Source organism: Mycobacterium noviomagense, assembly GCF_010731635.1.
GTDB lineage: Bacteria > Actinomycetota > Actinomycetes > Mycobacteriales > Mycobacteriaceae > Mycobacterium > Mycobacterium noviomagense.
Genome location: NZ_AP022583.1, coordinates 4,596,256 through 4,611,239, shown reverse-complemented (window position 1 = coordinate 4,611,239; position 14,984 = coordinate 4,596,256). Strand labels below are relative to the sequence as shown.

Annotated in this window: 15 protein-coding genes; 10 read left to right on the top strand and 5 right to left on the bottom strand. The window is 66.4% G+C overall.

What is annotated here, in order from left to right; genetic code table 11:
- Window positions 1-31: 31 nt before the first annotated feature.
- A complete protein-coding gene (locus G6N15_RS21855; RefSeq protein ID WP_083089304.1) occupies window positions 32-1,828 on the bottom strand; it encodes an AMP-dependent synthetase/ligase in 1,797 nt (598 codons plus the stop codon).
- A gap of 121 nt (window positions 1,829-1,949) precedes the next feature.
- Between G6N15_RS21855 and G6N15_RS21850 the strand changes: the two genes are divergently transcribed.
- From G6N15_RS21850 to G6N15_RS21830, 5 genes are all read left to right on the top strand, one after another.
- Window positions 1,950-2,339, top strand: a complete 390-nt coding sequence (locus tag G6N15_RS21850) for an SRPBCC family protein (protein ID WP_083089303.1) — start codon at window positions 1,950-1,952, stop codon at window positions 2,337-2,339.
- A 105-nt stretch (window positions 2,340-2,444) separates the two neighbouring features.
- Window positions 2,445-2,882: an SRPBCC family protein gene (locus G6N15_RS21845; protein ID WP_083089302.1), complete on the top strand. Its 438-nt coding sequence runs from the start codon at window positions 2,445-2,447 to the stop codon at window positions 2,880-2,882.
- Window positions 2,875-4,137, top strand: a complete 1,263-nt coding sequence (locus tag G6N15_RS21840; protein ID WP_083089301.1) for an ArsA family ATPase — start codon at window positions 2,875-2,877, stop codon at window positions 4,135-4,137. Before G6N15_RS21845 ends, G6N15_RS21840 begins: the two co-directional genes overlap by 8 nt.
- Window positions 4,134-4,517 (top strand): hypothetical protein, encoded by a 384-nt coding sequence (locus tag G6N15_RS21835; RefSeq protein WP_083089321.1) that lies wholly within the window; start codon window positions 4,134-4,136, stop codon window positions 4,515-4,517. Before G6N15_RS21840 ends, G6N15_RS21835 begins: the two co-directional genes overlap by 4 nt.
- Window positions 4,518-4,606: 89 nt before the next feature.
- A complete protein-coding gene (locus G6N15_RS21830) occupies window positions 4,607-5,344 on the top strand; it encodes a lysophospholipid acyltransferase family protein (RefSeq protein ID WP_083089300.1) in 738 nt (245 codons plus the stop codon).
- Between the two features lie 20 nt (window positions 5,345-5,364).
- Here the strand turns inward: G6N15_RS21830 and G6N15_RS21825 are convergent, their stop codons facing one another.
- Window positions 5,365-6,636 (bottom strand): glycosyltransferase 87 family protein, encoded by a 1,272-nt coding sequence (locus tag G6N15_RS21825; protein ID WP_139797983.1) that lies wholly within the window; start codon window positions 6,634-6,636, stop codon window positions 5,365-5,367.
- Window positions 6,637-6,746: 110 nt separating this feature from the next.
- On the opposite strand from G6N15_RS21825, the gene G6N15_RS21820 reads away from it, so the two are divergent.
- From G6N15_RS21820 to G6N15_RS21810, 3 genes are all read left to right on the top strand, one after another.
- Window positions 6,747-7,622 carry a hypothetical protein gene (locus tag G6N15_RS21820; RefSeq protein ID WP_083089298.1) on the top strand — a complete coding sequence of 292 codons (876 nt, stop codon included), beginning with the start codon at window positions 6,747-6,749 and terminating at the stop codon, window positions 7,620-7,622.
- A gap of 11 nt (window positions 7,623-7,633) precedes the next feature.
- Window positions 7,634-8,143, top strand: a complete 510-nt coding sequence (locus tag G6N15_RS21815) for a polyadenylate-specific 3'-exoribonuclease AS (protein WP_083089297.1) — start codon at window positions 7,634-7,636, stop codon at window positions 8,141-8,143.
- A gap of 62 nt (window positions 8,144-8,205) precedes the next feature.
- Window positions 8,206-9,594, top strand: a complete 1,389-nt coding sequence (locus G6N15_RS21810; protein WP_083089296.1) for a class II 3-deoxy-7-phosphoheptulonate synthase — start codon at window positions 8,206-8,208, stop codon at window positions 9,592-9,594.
- 72 nt (window positions 9,595-9,666) lie between these two features.
- Here G6N15_RS21810 and G6N15_RS21805 read toward each other — a convergent pair whose 3' ends face one another.
- Window positions 9,667-10,854: a protein kinase domain-containing protein gene (locus G6N15_RS21805; protein WP_139797981.1), complete on the bottom strand. Its 1,188-nt coding sequence runs from the start codon at window positions 10,852-10,854 to the stop codon at window positions 9,667-9,669.
- Between the two features lie 80 nt (window positions 10,855-10,934).
- Between G6N15_RS21805 and G6N15_RS21800 the strand changes: the two genes are divergently transcribed.
- Entirely contained in the window at window positions 10,935-11,339 is a 405-nt protein-coding gene (locus tag G6N15_RS21800) for an Rv2175c family DNA-binding protein (protein ID WP_083089294.1), read from the top strand.
- Here G6N15_RS21800 and G6N15_RS21795 read toward each other — a convergent pair.
- Together G6N15_RS21795 and idsA2 are read right to left on the bottom strand one after the other, a co-directional pair.
- Entirely contained in the window at window positions 11,326-12,861 is a 1,536-nt protein-coding gene (locus G6N15_RS21795; RefSeq protein ID WP_083089293.1) for an alpha-(1->6)-mannopyranosyltransferase A, read from the bottom strand. The two genes, G6N15_RS21800 and G6N15_RS21795, sit on opposite strands and share 14 nt — an antisense overlap.
- Window positions 12,862-12,866: 5 nt before the next feature.
- Window positions 12,867-13,916 (bottom strand): bifunctional (2E,6E)-farnesyl/geranyl diphosphate synthase, encoded by a 1,050-nt coding sequence (gene idsA2, locus G6N15_RS21790; RefSeq protein ID WP_083089292.1) that lies wholly within the window; start codon window positions 13,914-13,916, stop codon window positions 12,867-12,869.
- 167 nt (window positions 13,917-14,083) lie between these two features.
- On the opposite strand from idsA2, the gene G6N15_RS21785 reads away from it, so the two are divergent.
- A complete protein-coding gene (locus G6N15_RS21785; protein ID WP_083089291.1) occupies window positions 14,084-14,983 on the top strand; it encodes a mycobacterial-type methylenetetrahydrofolate reductase in 900 nt (299 codons plus the stop codon).
- The last annotated feature ends 1 nt before the right edge of the window (window position 14,984 follow it).

The following is a 14,984-nucleotide window of genomic DNA, read 5'->3' as shown; positions in this document are numbered from 1 at the left end:
GGCCATGCCCGGCCACGGTCTGCTCGGCGGCTCAGGAGTAGATCGCTTCGATGTCCGGGGCGAACTTCTCCGACACCACCTTGCGCTTGACCTTCATGGTCGGGGTCAGCTCACCGGTGTCTTCGGTGAAGTCGACCGGCAGAATCCGGAACTTGCGGATCGACTCGGCATGTGAGACAGCCAAATTGGCTTGTTTGACGGCAGCGTCCACCTCGGCGACCAAGTCCGGATCAGTCGCCAGATCGCCCACCGACATGTCGGCGGCCTTGCTGTTGCGCTGTTTCCAGCCTTCGAACGCCTCCGGGTCGATGGTGATCAGCGCCCCGACGAAGGGCTTGGCGTCGCCGACGACCATGGCCTGGCTGATCAAGGGGTGCGCCCGCAACTGGTCCTCGAGCACCGCCGGCGCGACGTTCTTACCGCCCGCGGTGACGATGATCTCCTTCTTGCGGCCGGTGATGCTCAAAAAGCCGTCCTCGTCGACCGAACCCAGGTCGCCGGTCTTGAACCAGCCCTCGGTGAACGCCTCTGCCGTGGCCTGCTCGTTGTGCCAGTAGCCGTTGCACACCACGCCCCCGCGAACCAGCAGCTCCCCGTCATCCGCGATGCGCATGCTGTTGCCGGGCAAGAGTTTTCCGACCGTACCGATCTTCAAGTCGCCCACCTGGTTGACGGTGATGGCCGCACTGGTCTCGGTCAGGCCGTAGCCCTCGTACACCGTCAGACCCACGCCGCGGTAGAAGTGGCCCAGCCGGGCGCCCAGCGGGGCGCCGCCGGAGATGGAGGCGCGGCAGTCGCCGCCCAAGGCTGCACGCAGCTTGTGGTAGACCAACCGATCGAACAGCGCATGCTTGGCGCGCAGCAGCAGGCTCGGGCCGCCGCGGTCGCAGGCCTGGCTCCAGTCGACGGCAGTCTGAGCGGCGATGTCGAAGATCCGTCGCTTGCCGTCGTTGGCGGCGTTTTGCGCGGCGGTGTTGTACACCTTTTCGAACACCCGCGGCACCGATACCACGATCGTCGGCTTGAACACCGCGAACATCGGCAGCAGATTCTTGATGTCGCTGGTGAATCCGACCGTGACCTTGTTGGCGAACGCGGCCATCGTGATTGCGCGGGCCAGCACGTGCGCCAGCGGCAAAAACACCAGCAGGCGTTCGCCCTTGGTCAGCAGCGTGGGCAGTACCTCTTTGGCGCCGCGAGTCTCATAGACCAAGTTGGAGTGCGTGAGTTGGCAGCCCTTGGGCCGCCCGGTGGTGCCCGAGGTGTAGATCAGCGTCGCCGGGTCAGCGCTGCGCAACGCCTGCACCCGGGTGCTGACCTCAGCAGGGTCGACCGACGCGCCTTCATCGGCGAGCTGGTCAAGCGCCTTGCGGCCCGAGCCGTCGATATGCAGCACCCGGCGCAACGCGGGCAGCTGGCCGGTGAGCTCGCTGACCATCGTCGCGTGCGCGTCGGTTTCTGCGAACGCCACCACCGCCTCGGAGTCCTGCAGCACCCAGCGCACCTGCTCAGCCGACGAGGTCTCATAGATTGGGACCGTCACGGCGCCGACGGACAGGATCGCGAAATCGAGAATCGCCCACTCGTAGCGGGTGGCCGAGAAGATGGCTACCCGGTCACCGGGCTGTACCCCCAGCGCAATCAAGCCCATTGCGGCCGAGCGGATTTGGGCGGCTGCAGCGGCGCATGTGACGTCGGTCCAAGCCCCGTCGACCAGCCGCTGGAAAATCACGAAGTCAGGGTCCTCACGCTCATGGTCGTACACCGAGGCCACGATGCTGTCGTGTTCGCCGACGGTAAACGGGGCGGGCACACTGAACTCACGCACTCTTTGACCTCGCTTGACCTCGCATGACGTTGCCGGGGTCGCCGGCTCGATGGCGTCCAGCCTAATCGGCGCCGGTGCCAGTCCTGATCGGTGTCGGCTCGGCGTATGTGAAGCTGGAATAGTGCACAGCATTCAGGTCGCCGACGAGACGTTTGTCGCTGCGGACGCTGCACGCGTAGGGCGGGCTGTCGCCGATCCGGCCAGCTGGCAGCGGTGGTGGCCTGATTTGCGGCTGGAGGTCGTCGAGGATCGCGGCGATAAGGGGATCAGGTGGGCGGTGACCGGCGGGTTGACCGGCACCATGGAGATCTGGCTGGAACCGGCGCTGGACGGGGTGTTGCTGCACTATTTCCTGCACGCTGAGCCGTCCGGTGCCGCTGCGTGGCAGTTGGCCCGGATGAACCTGCCCCGAATGACACACCGACGCCGGGTTGCCGGCAAGAAAATGGCCTTCGAAGTCAAGGCCGCACTGGAGCGCTCGCGGCCCGTCGGGGTTTCTCCGGTGGCTTAGCCGAACCGGGTTGCGACGGCGGAGTACCGTTTCTGCGAAAGGGCCAGAAGGTACTCCGGCCGGAGCCGAGGTCCACCCGCTTACGGGCGAGAAGGAAGCAACCAGGTGGCGGAGAAGACGACCCAGACCATCTACATCGATGCGGATCCGCGCACGGTGATGGATGTCATTGCCGACATCGGCTCTTACCCCGAATGGGTGTCGGAGTACAAAGAGGCCGAAGTACTGGAGGCCGACGCCGAGGGATATCCGAAGGTGGCGCGGCTGGTGCTAGACGCCACCGTTCTCAAAGACACCATGGTGTTGTCCTACGACTGGCCCAAAGACCATGACTCGGTTCGCTGGTCGCTGGTATCCAGCTCGCTGCTCAAATCCCTCGACGGCGCATACCGCTTGGAGCCCAGCGGATCTGGCACCGATGTCACCTACGAGCTCACGGTCGACCTGGCTGTCCCGATGATCGGGTTGCTCAAGCGCAAGGCTGAGCGCAGGCTGACCGACACCGCGTTGAAGGATCTGAAGAAACGAGTCGAGGCTGAGTGAGTCCGCAGCGCCCGCCCTGGCCCGGATCAGTCTCTTCGTCGGCAAGGGTGGGGTAGGAAAGTCGACCCTGGCGGCCGCCACCGCTGTGCGGGAGGCGCGCGCCGGTCATCGGGTACTGGTGGTGTCCACCGATCAAGCGCATTCGCTGGGAGACGTGCTCGGCGTTGCCGTCCCGCCGACCGGTCAGCGTGATCCGGTGCGTGTGCTCGCCGATGACCTGGATGCCGGCGGCGGCTTCCTCGATGCGCTGGCGTTGGACACGCTGGCGTTGCTGGAAGCTCGTTGGCGCGAGGTGGTCGACGCGCTGGGCCGCCGCTTTCCTGATTCGGAACTGGGCACCATCGCCCCCGAAGAACTATCGGCACTGCCCGGCGTCCAGGAAGTGCTCGGCCTGCATGAGGTCGGTGAAGTGGCCACCGCCGGGCAGTGGGATCACATCGTGGTCGACTGCGCCTCCACCGCCGACGCGCTGCGGATGCTGACGTTGCCGGCCACGTTCGGGCTCTACGTGGAACGCGCGTGGCCGCGGCATCGCAGGCTGACGGTCGCCGCGACCGACACCCGCTCCGCGGCGGCCGTCGAGCTGCTGGAGCGCATCCGCGCCAGTGTTGACCGGCTCAGCACGCTGCTGACCGACGGTGGCGTGGTCGGTGCTCACCTGGTGCTGACGGCCGAACGGGTGGTGTCAGCCGAGGCGGTCCGTACGCTCGGTTCGCTGTCGTTGATGGGCGTGCGTGTCGAGGAGCTGATCGTCAACCAGGTTTTGGTGCAGGACGATTCCTACGAGTACCGCAACCTGCCCGAGCACCCGGCGTTCGACTGGTATGCCGAACGCATCGGCGAGCAACAAGCTGTGCTGAACGAACTCGACGCCACCATCGGTGACGTCGCGCTGGTGCTGGCTCCCCATCTGGCCGGTGAGCCGATCGGCCCCAAGGCGCTGGGCGAGCTGCTCGATGGTGTCCGCCGTCGTGGCGGGGCACCGCCGCCCGGGCCACTGCGTCCCGTCGTGGATCTGGAATCAGGATCAGGGCTGCAGTCGGTGTACCGATTGCGGTTAGAGTTGCCCCAACTCGATTCCGGCGCGCTCACCTTGGGCCGAGTCGACGACGACCTGATCATCGGTGTCGGCGGCATGCGGCGCCGAGTTCGGTTGGCGTCGGTACTGCGCCGATGCACGGTGTTGGACGCGCATCTTCGAGGCAGCGAACTGACGGTACGTTTCCGACCTGATCCGGAGGTGTGGCCAGCATGAGCGGCGTTCACCCCGATATCGGTCCCGAGTTGCGGAAGCTTGCCCAAAGCATCCTGGACGGCATCGACCCGGCGGTGCGTGCTGCGGCGGCGCGGGCGTCGGGCAGCGGAGTCGGCACCGGCAAGTGCCAGCAGATGTGGTGCCCGGTATGCGCGCTCGCGGCGCTGGTCACCGGTGACCAGCATCCACTGCTGACCGTCATCGCCGACCACAGTCTCGCGTTGCTGACAGTGATCCGCGCAATCATCGACGACATGGACCGCTCGGCGCCGCCGCCTACCCCGGGGGGCCCGCCCGGTGGTGGCACGGGTGCCGCGCCCGCCGGCGAAGCGCCGGCGACCAGCCGGTACCAGCCGATCCCCGTCACCGTCGAGGAATAGCCGGCCACCGTCGCTGTGTGGTCGCATCCGCAGCCGGTGGGTACAGTTGGCGCAGAGCACCGTCGGGTGTGGGGCGAGAGGGAGGGTCCATGTGGTACTGGCTACTCAAGTACATCTTCATGGGCCCCCTGCTTGCATTGCTCGGCCGGCCGAAAGTCGAAGGGCTGGAATATGTTCCGCGTACCGGCCCGGCGATACTGGCCAGTAACCATCTTGCTGTCGCGGACAGTTTTTATCTGCCGCTGGTGGTGCGCCGCCGGATCACCTTCCTCGCCAAGCGGGAGTACTTCACCGGCACAGGGCTGAAGGGCTGGTTCCTTCGCTGGTTCTACAGCACTACCGGGCAGGTGCCGATCGACCGCAGTAGTGGTGATGCCGCGCAGGCGGCGCTGGAAACCGCGGAGCGGTTGCTCAAAGAAGGCAAGTTGCTTGGCATGTATCCGGAGGGCACCCGCTCGCCCGACGGCCGGCTGTACAAGGGCAAGACGGGGCTGGCGCGGCTGGCGTTGCACACCGGCGTCCCGGTCATTCCGGTGGCGATGATCGGCACCGACAAGGTGAACCCGCCCGGTAGCAAGATGTGGCGGTTCGGCCGGGTCACCGTCCGGTTCGGCAAACCGATGGAGTTCTCGCGGTTCGAGGGGCTGGCGGGCAACCATTTCATCGAACGGGCTGTCACCGACGAGGTGATGTACGAGCTGATGGGGTTGTCGGGTCAGGAGTACGTCGACATCTACGCGGCCACAGTCAAAAACGGTCACAAGCCAACTGCGTCGGGGTCGTCCGGCGGAACCGCCGCACGCATTCCGGAAACCGCAGCCGGCTGATCCGCCCGGCTAGCGACGATTCAGCCGACCGCCGACACCGGCGCCCGGTGCGGCGCTGTCGGGATTTCATGTGGGCTGCGAGCTTTGACAATGATCCCGGCGATGATGATCGTGGCCAGCGCCCACCACACGTAGGACGCTCCGACAAGCTGTCGCCACCACGGCGCAGTCGTCTCGTGGTACTTGGGCATCAGGTCGATCGGTGTCCACACCATCAGCGCCACTCCGGCGCCGGTGACCGCGGCAAGGGCCGCGCTGCGCCGGCGCCACGTCAGCACCATCGTTACCAGCACCGCCGGCAGCATCCACACCCAGTGGTGTGACCACGACACCGGCGAAACCACCAAGCCGAACAGCGCGACACAGATGACAGCCAAGACTGGCTCACCCGCGCCAAGCACTCGCCGCGTCGCCCATATCGTCAAGGCCAGCACGAGCAGGCAGCCGAGCGCCCACAGCACGAAGCGTTCGTGCTCGCCCAGGCCGGACCGCGCCAGGGCGCCGGCAATGTTCTGGTTGGTGTTCAGCGTGGCCGCACCGATCCGGTCGGTGTTGCGCACCGTGTTGGTCCAGTACTCCCAGGAGTCGCGCCAGTCCAGCGCGAAGCCGGCCAGCGTCACCGCCGCAAAGGAGCACACGGCAGTCAGTGCGGCCCGGCCCTCGCGGCGCAGCAGGAAATACAGCAGGAACACCGCGGGCGTTAGTTTCAGCGCGATGCCCAGCCCCAGCAGCATGCCGCGCGGCCATGCGGTGCGGCGGGGCAGGCAGTCGGCGATCACCAGCGTCATCAGCACCACGTTGATCTGACCGTAGGCGAAGTTCGACTTGATCGGCTCCAGCCAGATCACCCCAGCTGCCACCACGGCCAGCGCCGACCACCATCGCCGCCACCAGGCCGGCCCGGGCAGCAGCCGCGACGAGCCCCACACGTCGAGGCGGGTCAGCACGACCATAATCGCGACGATCAGCAGCACCAGCGTCGTGCAGGTGATCGCGACGCTGGCAGCCGGCATCCGCAACCAGGCGAAGGGGCAGAACACGATGGCGGCCAGCGGGGGATAGGTGAACGGCAGGTTCAGCCCGATCGGGGTGTGAAACATCGTGTCTTTGTAGAGCGGGCGGTTGTCCAGCCAGGCCCGCGCGCCCATCTGATAGACGTCGATGTCGATGCGGTAGGGGATGTGCCCCAGCAACCGCCAACTCGCATAGCTCAACGCCGCGAGAGCCAGCAGCGGAAGCACACCCCACACGGTGATCCGCCCGAAGATCGCTCGCCCCCGCCACGCGCCCATGCCGGGCGACCCCTGTCCGCTCATGTCGGAGAACACCCTATCGGTGTTGCGTGCACATCAAGCGGCATGGCTAGCCGCACCGGGCGGCTAGTGCGCGTACGTTTTCTTAGGTGCTTCACTGGTTACAACACGACATCATCGAACGCGGCCGACTGCCGCTGCTGTGCTGCCTCGTCGCGTTCATCTTGACTTTCGCCGTGACACGCAGCTTCGTGCGCTACATCCGTCACCGCGCCAGCGCCGGACTGCCGCCTAAATGGTGGCAGCCCCGGAACGTCTATATCGGGTCTGTCCACATCCACCATGTGGTAGTTGGCGTCGTCTTGGTGATGATCTCCGGTGTGACGTTGGTGACCCTGTCCATCACCGGGAACCAGCCCGAAGTCGCCGCAGCAGCAACGTTTTTCGGTATCGGAGCCGCCCTCGTGCTCGACGAGTACGCGTTGATCCTGCATCTGTCCGACGTCTACTGGGAGGAGGACGGCCGCACCTCGGTGGACGCAGTGTTCGCCGCTGTGGCGGTGGGCGGACTGCTGGTGCTCGGCTTGCACCCGATGATGTTCTTTCTCTCCATCTGGCAGGACACCCATTCGAGGCTGATGCACGCCGCCGTCATCGCCGGGCTGGTGCTCACACCGCCGCTGGCCGTGGTCGTGTTGCTCAAGGGCAAGGTGTGGACCGGGCTGATCGGCATGTTCTTCGTTGTGCTGCTGGTGGTCGGAGCCATCCGGTTGTCGCGTCCACATGCTCCATGGGCCCGCTGGCGGTACAACACCCAGCTCGACAAGATGCGGCGTGCCTTGGAGCGCGAACGCAATCTGCGCCGCCCCGTTGTCGGGGTCAAGCTGTGGCTGCAGAACCTGGTTGCCGGGACGCCGCGGCTGCCCGACGAGCACATGGTCGACGCCGAGCTGGACCGCGAGGTGCACGCCGCCCCGCCACCCGAAGGAATCCAGCGCGCGCTGGCGAGCGGCAGCAGCGGCTAGGGTTCCCGCACGTGCGGTATTTCTATGACACGGAGTTCATCGAAGACGGCCGCACCATCGACCTGATCTCCATCGGCGTGGTGGCCGAGGACGGCCGCGAATACTACGCGGTATCCACTGAATTCGATCCTCAACGGGCAGGCAGCTGGGTACGCACCCATGTGCTGCCCAAGCTTCCGCCACCTGCTTCGCAGCTGTGGCGTTCCCGCTCGCAGATCCGCTGCGATCTAGAGCGGTTCTTGCGCGTCGATGCGGGGGAGCCGATCGAGCTGTGGGCGTGGGTCGGCGCCTACGACCATGTGGCGCTTTGTCAGCTGTGGGGCCCGATGACCCAGTTGCCGACGGCGATGCCGCGGTTTACCCGGGAACTGCGCCAGCTCTGGGAGGACCGGGGGTGTCCGCGCATGCCACGCCGGCCGCCCGATACCCATGACGCCCTGGTCGACGCCCGTGACCAGCTGCGACGGTTCCGACTCATCATCGCGGCCGGTAACCTGGGCGCGGGCGCGGCGGCGGACTGAGCTGTTTGCCTGGCCCTGGCGCTGTGGGCGGGCGAACGCCGTCAGCCCGTTACGATGAACGGATGAACTGGACCGTCGACATCCCGATCGACCAGCTGCCACCGCTGCCGCCGCTACCGGCGGAGCTGCGGTCGCGGCTGGACGCCGCATTGGCGAGGCCGGCCGCCCAGCAGCCCAGTTGGCCGGCCGACCAGGCCGAGGCGATGCGCAAGGTCTTGGAAAGCGTCCCGCCCGTCACGGTGGCGTCCGAGATTGTGCGGCTGCAGGAGCTGCTGGCCCAAGTCGCCCGCGGCGAGGCCTTCCTGCTGCAGGGCGGCGACTGCGCGGAGACGTTCACCGACAACACCGAGCAACACATCCGCGGCAACATCCGCACCCTGCTCCAGATGGCCGTCGTGCTGACCTACGGCGCCAGCTTGCCGGTGGTCAAGGTGGCCCGGATCGCCGGCCAATACGCCAAGCCTCGGTCTGCCGACATCGACGCGCTGGGCCTGCTGTCCTACCGCGGGGACATGATCAACGGCTTCGCCCCGGACTCCACTGCCCGGGAGCACGACCCGTCGCGGCTGGTGCGTGCCTACGCCAACGCCAGCGCGGCGATGAATCTGGTGCGGGCGCTGACGTCGTCCGGGCTGGCGTCGCTGGATCGCGTTCTCGACTGGAACCGGGAATTCGTGCGCACCTCGCCGGCCGGCGCGCGCTACGAAGCGCTGGCCTCCGAGATCGAGCGCGGGCTGGCGTTCATGAGCGCCTGCGGAGTGGCCGACCGCAACCTCGAGACCGCCGAAATCTACGCCAGCCACGAGGCGCTGGTGCTCGACTACGAGCGCGCCATGTTGCGCCTCTCCGAGGAGCCCGACGGTAGCCCGAAGCTTTACGATCTATCGGCGCACTACGTCTGGGTCGGAGAGCGCACCCGCCAGCTCGACGGGGCGCACATCGCCTTCGCCGAAGTCATCGCCAACCCGATCGGCGTCAAGATCGGCCCGACCATGACTCCGGAGCTGGCCGTCGAATACGTCGAGCGGCTCGACCCGCACAACAAACCGGGCCGGCTGACTTTGGTGAGCCGGCTGGGCAACAACAAAGTGCGTGATCTGCTGCCACCGATTATCGAAAAGGTTCAGGCGACCGGTCATCAGGTGATTTGGCAGTGCGATCCGATGCACGGCAACACCCACGAATCGTCCAACGGCTACAAAACCCGCCATTTCGACCGCATCGTCGATGAGGTGCAGGGCTTCTTCGAGGTGCACCGGGCGCTCGGCACCCACCCGGGTGGCATCCACGTCGAGATCACCGGCGAGGACGTGACGGAGTGCTTAGGTGGGGCGCAAGACATTTCGGACACCGATCTGGTGGGCCGCTATGAAACCGCCTGTGACCCGCGGCTAAATACCCAGCAGTCGCTGGAGTTGGCGTTCCTGGTCGCGGAGATGCTGCGCGACTAGGAGCTCAGTGCGCCGCGTGGCCAGTTATGGCACGCTTTTGTCGAAATTGCGTGTCATAACTGGCCTTTCGCGCTAAAGCAGCCCGCTCAGGTTGCTGCCGATGGTCCACCCCGCGGCGGCGACCAGCCCGGTGACGGCCAGCACGACCGCCACCCAGACCAGCACCATCCGCTTGGCGTGTTGTCGCGCCCAGATGAATTCACTGAGCTCGATACCGGCGAATTGACCTGAGACCACTTGGCCGTCGAGCTCGTCGTCGTCGGCAGACCAGTCGCGAGTCAGCTGTCGGGTAGGTTGGCGCTGCCGCGGCGGGTGATCGGTGACCTGCTCGGTTCGAATTTGACTGTGATACAGCGCAGCTGAGCGGTGTTGGGCGGAGTTGCGTGGCGCCGGCACCCGAAACTCGGGCAGCCCCAAATCCTCAGCGATCGCGTCCAGTTCGGTACTCAGCTCGCAGGCATCGGCATAGCGGTCGGCGGGGTCGCGGGCCGTCGCGCGCGCCACCAACTCGTCGAATTGCGCTGGCACGCCCTCGATGGCCGCGCTGGGCGGCGGCACGTCGGTGTCTAACCGCTGGTAGGCAACTGCCAGCGGCGAGTCGCCGGAAAACGGCGTGCGGCCCGTCAGCAACTCATAGGTGAGGATCCCGACCGCGTACACGTCGCTGGCAGGCGTGGCTTTCCCGTCGCGTACCTGCTCGGGGGACAGGTAGGCGGCGGTGCCCAAAATGACACTGGCCGAGGTGATTCCGGCGGCGGCCACGGCGCGAACCAACCCGAAGTCGGCGATCTTCACGTCGCCCTCATCGGAGATCAGCACGTTTTCCGGCTTGATGTCGCGGTGCACCAGCCCGGCCCGATGCGCGGCACCCAGGCCACCGAGCACCGGCCGAAGCACCGCAACCACCGCATGCGGGGGCATCGGGCCGCGCTCGATCAGCAATTCGCGCAGTGTGCCGCCCTCGATGAGCTCCATCACCAGAAACGGGTGGCGAGCATCGAGTCCTTGGTCGTAGACCGCGACCAGGCCGGGGTGCTTGAGCCGGGCCACCGTGCGGGCCTCCATCCGGAAGCGGGTCAGGAATTGCTCGTCGCCGGCGTAGCGAGAGTCCATGACCTTCACCGCGACAGGGCGGTCCAGTCGCTCATCGAGGCCCCGGTAGACGGTGGACGTGCCGCCGCTGGCGATCTTCGCCTGCACCCGGTAGCGCCCATCGAGCAACGCGCCGTAGAGCGGATCCTCCGTCACAGCTGCGGCCACGGAGCCATCGTAGGTGCCGGTGCGATTCAGCTGCCGAAACGTGCACGCAGCGCGCCGGTATGAGCTCTAGACTTGTCGCGGTGAGCAGTATTCCGGCCGGCGACGACGTTCTCGATCCCGACGAGCCCACTTACGATCTGCCCCGGGTCGCCGAGTTGCTCGGTGTGTCCGTGAGCAAAGTTCAGCAGCAGCTGCGGGAAGGCCATCTGATCGCAGTGCGGCGCCGTGGTGATGTGGTGGTGCCGCGAATTTTCTTCACTGAATCCGGTGAGGTAGTCAAGAGCCTGCCCGGGCTTCTGGTGGTGTTGCACGACGGCGGCTATCACGAGACCGAGATCGTCCGGTGGTTATTCACCCCGGATCCGTCGCTGACCGTCACCCGGGACGGGACGCGCGACGCCGTGACCAATGCCCGTCCGGTCGACGCGCTGCATGCCCACCAGGCCCGCGAAGTGGTGCGACGGGCCCAAGCTATGGCGTACTAGGGTTTTCGACTGTTTCGCCGGGCGGCTGCGGTGCCCGGTAGAGCGCATACCACGCGATGACCGCGCACGCGGTCGCCAGCGACACATGCAGCCACGAATACATCCCGTGTGCTCCATCGGGTCGGAAGATCACCATGATCCACGTCGAGAACGCCGCGATCGCCGCGACCGACGCCCGCGACTGAGCCAGCGACCCCACCACTGCCAGTGGCCAGGAGTAGTACCACGGCAGCGCCGCGGGCACGAACAACACCACCACCAGCATCGCCCACGCGATTCCGGTCAATGCCTCACGGTCGTTGTGGCGGAACCGCCACCACAGCAGTGGCAGCGCGACGGCGATGATCGCGATGCCGGCGATCCGGGTGACGTGGAGCACGGCATAGAAATTGACCGGGAAAAACCATCCGCCGAGGGCGTGCACCAGGTTCGCGACCGCGGTCGGCACCGTGAGCCAGTTGATGATCTTCACTGAACCGGCCAGCGCGGTCAGCCAGCCCAGGCTCACCCGGGCCACCGCGGACAACACCGCGAACACTGCGACGAAGATCAGTACAGACGTTGCGGCGGCCGCCGCGAAGGCCGGTAGTGGTCGGTAGCCCCGGCGGTCGCGCAGATGGTGCATCCACACCCACACCAAAAACGGCAGTGCGATCCCGGCTGTCGCCTTGACCGCCACCGCGACGGCGACCAGCGTGATGCCTGCGACATGGTGGCGGCCGAAGGTCAGCGCGATGCCGGCGGCCATCAACCCCACCATCAGCATCTCGTTGTGGACGCCGCCCATCAGATGGATGATCACCAGCGGGTTGAGCGCGCAGATCCACAGCGCTGTGGGTGCGTCCGCGCCGAGGTGACGGGCGATGCGCGGTGTGGCCCAAATCAGTAGTGCCAGCCCGGGCAGCATGCATAACCGCAGCAGCATGGTTCCGGCGATCACGTGGTTGCCGACCAGCATCGTGATGAGCTTGGCGACGAGAATGAATGCTGGGCCGTACGGTGCGGTGGTGATCGTCCAAATGGGACTGACGTTGTCCAGCAAGGGATTCGGGTTGTCGACCGGCGCAGCCACGTAGGGGTCCAGGCCGTCGCGCAGCAGCGCGCCCTGGGCGAGATACGAGTAGGTGTCGCGGCTGAAGACGGGCACCGACAGCAATAGCGGTGCAAGCCAGAACCCGGTAGTGGCCACCAGGGTGTATTCCGTTGCCTCGCCGGCGATCACGCGCCGGCCCAGTCGTAGCCACGCGATCAGCATCAGGGCAACACCGAGCCACAGCACAGTCGAGGAGAGCACCAGCCCATGCCCGAAGCGCAGCCACGACAGGTGCATCGACTCCAGCAGTGGGTCGTGTGGCTTGGTGCTGCCCGCCCCGAGTCCGCCCGCGGTGATCAGCGCTGCGCCCAGGAAGCCCAGCAGCGCCGGCCCGGCATCGGGAGCCTGGGTGAACTCCCGCAGCCGTGAAAAACCGTGGCCGACACCATGACCCGGTTTTGTGGCCGGTGTGGGTGTGGGAGTGGTCATACCGCTCACGCGGACCTGGTGGCGGCCAGCTTGGCCAGTTCGGACAGCCCCGCTTTGGCTGTCGCGTTGATCGGCGCGGCGGCCAAGGTGTCCAACGCCCGGCGGGTCAGCATGTCAATCCGCTGCTCCACGGCGGCCAGCGCGCCGAGCGCCTCGATGGCGTCGCACAATTCGCGCACCTGGGAGTCGGTCAGCTCAGTGCCCATCGAGGAACGCAGCAGTTCGGCCGCCGCCGGGTCGGACCGGTCGGCCATCGCCACCGCCTCTGCCACCAGCACGGTTTGCTTGCCCGACCGCAGGTCGTCACCGGAGGGCTTACCGGTGACCGCGGGATCGCCGAACACACCCAGCACGTCGTCGCGCAGCTGGAAGGCCAGCCCGAGGTCGAGGCCGATCTGCTCGAAAACCGAGTGCACGTCGGGCCGATCGGCGGCCGCGGCCGCGCCCAACTGCAGTGGTCGCACGACCGTGTAAGAGGCGGTCTTATAGGTATTGACGGCCATGGCGGAGGCGACAGATTCGGCGGCGCTGGCTTCGGCGACGATGTCGAGGTATTGGCCGCCCAGCACTTCGGTGCGGATATCGGCCCACACTCGCCGAACTCGGCGATGCGCGTCGGGCGGAAGATCAACGTCGGCGACGATGTCGTCGGCCCAGGCCAGCGCCAGGTCACCGAGCAGGATCGCGGCCGACATCCCGAATTGATCCGCGGAGCCGCGCCAGTGGCGGGCGCGGTGCAACTCGGCGAAGTTCACGTGGGTAGTCGGCCGACCGCGGCGGGTTGCCGATGCGTCGATCACGTCGTCATGCACCAGCGCACTGGCGTGCAGCAGCTCCAGCGCGGAGAAGAGCAGCAGCACGTGGGCATCGGCTTCTTCGGTGCTGATGGCGCGCCAGCCCCAGTAGGCGAACACCGGCCGCAGCCGCTTGCCCCCGATGAGCACGAACTCCTCTAACCGCGCGATCAGGGCGTCGTAGTCAGCGCTGATGTGGGCAGCCTGCGTGCGGCGGTCGTGCAGATACCGTCGCAGCTGCTCGGTGATTCGGTCCGCCACCTCGACGGTTGCCGCTGCTTCGACGCTCAGCGCGGCGCCCCTTTCGCCCGATGTGTGTTCACGCTAGAGCGTACGGCTGGTTTCGCAGGGTTGAGACGGCGCTGGCCGCCACACGGACCGCACAAGTTGCTTCGACAGGCTCACTATCTCGCACCTATGCTGTCGGGGTGGCCAGCACCCTCAACACCGTTGCGCTCGAACTCGTGCCGCCGAACCTGGAGCGCGGCCCCCAGCAGGCGGTGGACGACGCGCGCAAAGTCGCCCAATTCTCTGCTGAATCGGGCATCGACGGCCACATCGGGCACGTGATGATCCCGGGGTTGATCGCCGAGGAGGATGACCGGCCCGTCGAAATGAAGCCGAAGCTCGACGTACTGGACTTTTGGTCGCTCATCAAGCCGGAGTTACCAGGGGTGCGCGGATTGTGCAGCCAGGTCACCGCATTCATGGACGAGGCCACCCTGCGTCACCGGCTCACCGAGCTGGTGTCGGCGGGGATTGAGGGAATCGTTTTCGTCGGTGTACCGCGCACCATGAAAGACGGCGAAGGCTCCGGCGTAGCGCCCACTGACGCCCTATCGATCTATCGCGAATTAGTGCCTAACCGCGGAGTGATCCTCATCCCGACGCGGGAAGGTGAGCAGGGCCGGTTCAATTTCAAGTGCGAGCAAGGCGCGACCTTCGCCCAGACGCAGCTGCTGTATTCCGACGCGATTGTGGCTTTCCTCACCGAGTTCGCCGAGAACACGGACTACCGACCAGAGATCTTGTTGTCGTTCGGGTTTGTGCCGAAGGTGGAGAGCCGGGTGGGTTTCATCAACTGGCTCATCCAGGATCCAGGCAACGCCGCGGTGGCCGCAGAGCAGGAGTTCGTCAAGACGCTGGCCGGCAGCGAGCCCGCGCAGAAGCGCCGGCTGATGGTCGATCTGTACAAGCGGGTGATTGACGGTGTCGCCGAGCTGGGCTATCCGCTGAGCATCCATCTCGAGGCCACCTACGGTGTTTCGGCGCCGGCCTTCGAGACCTTCGCGCAGATGCTCGACTACTGGTCGCCCGCCAAGCCGTAAA

Coding starts and splice junctions, on each gene's coding strand:
- G6N15_RS21835 (WP_083089321.1), top strand. CDS start 4,134: ATGAGCGGCGTTCACCCCGATATCGGTCCCGAGTTGCGGAAGCTTGCC.
- G6N15_RS21830 (WP_083089300.1), top strand. CDS start 4,607: ATGTGGTACTGGCTACTCAAGTACATCTTCATGGGCCCCCTGCTTGCA.
- G6N15_RS21825 (WP_139797983.1), bottom strand. CDS start 6,636: ATGGGCGCGTGGCGGGGGCGAGCGATCTTCGGGCGGATCACCGTGTGG.
- G6N15_RS21810 (WP_083089296.1), top strand. CDS start 8,206: ATGAACTGGACCGTCGACATCCCGATCGACCAGCTGCCACCGCTGCCG.
- G6N15_RS21795 (WP_083089293.1), bottom strand. CDS start 12,861: ATGACCACTCCCACACCCACACCGGCCACAAAACCGGGTCATGGTGTC.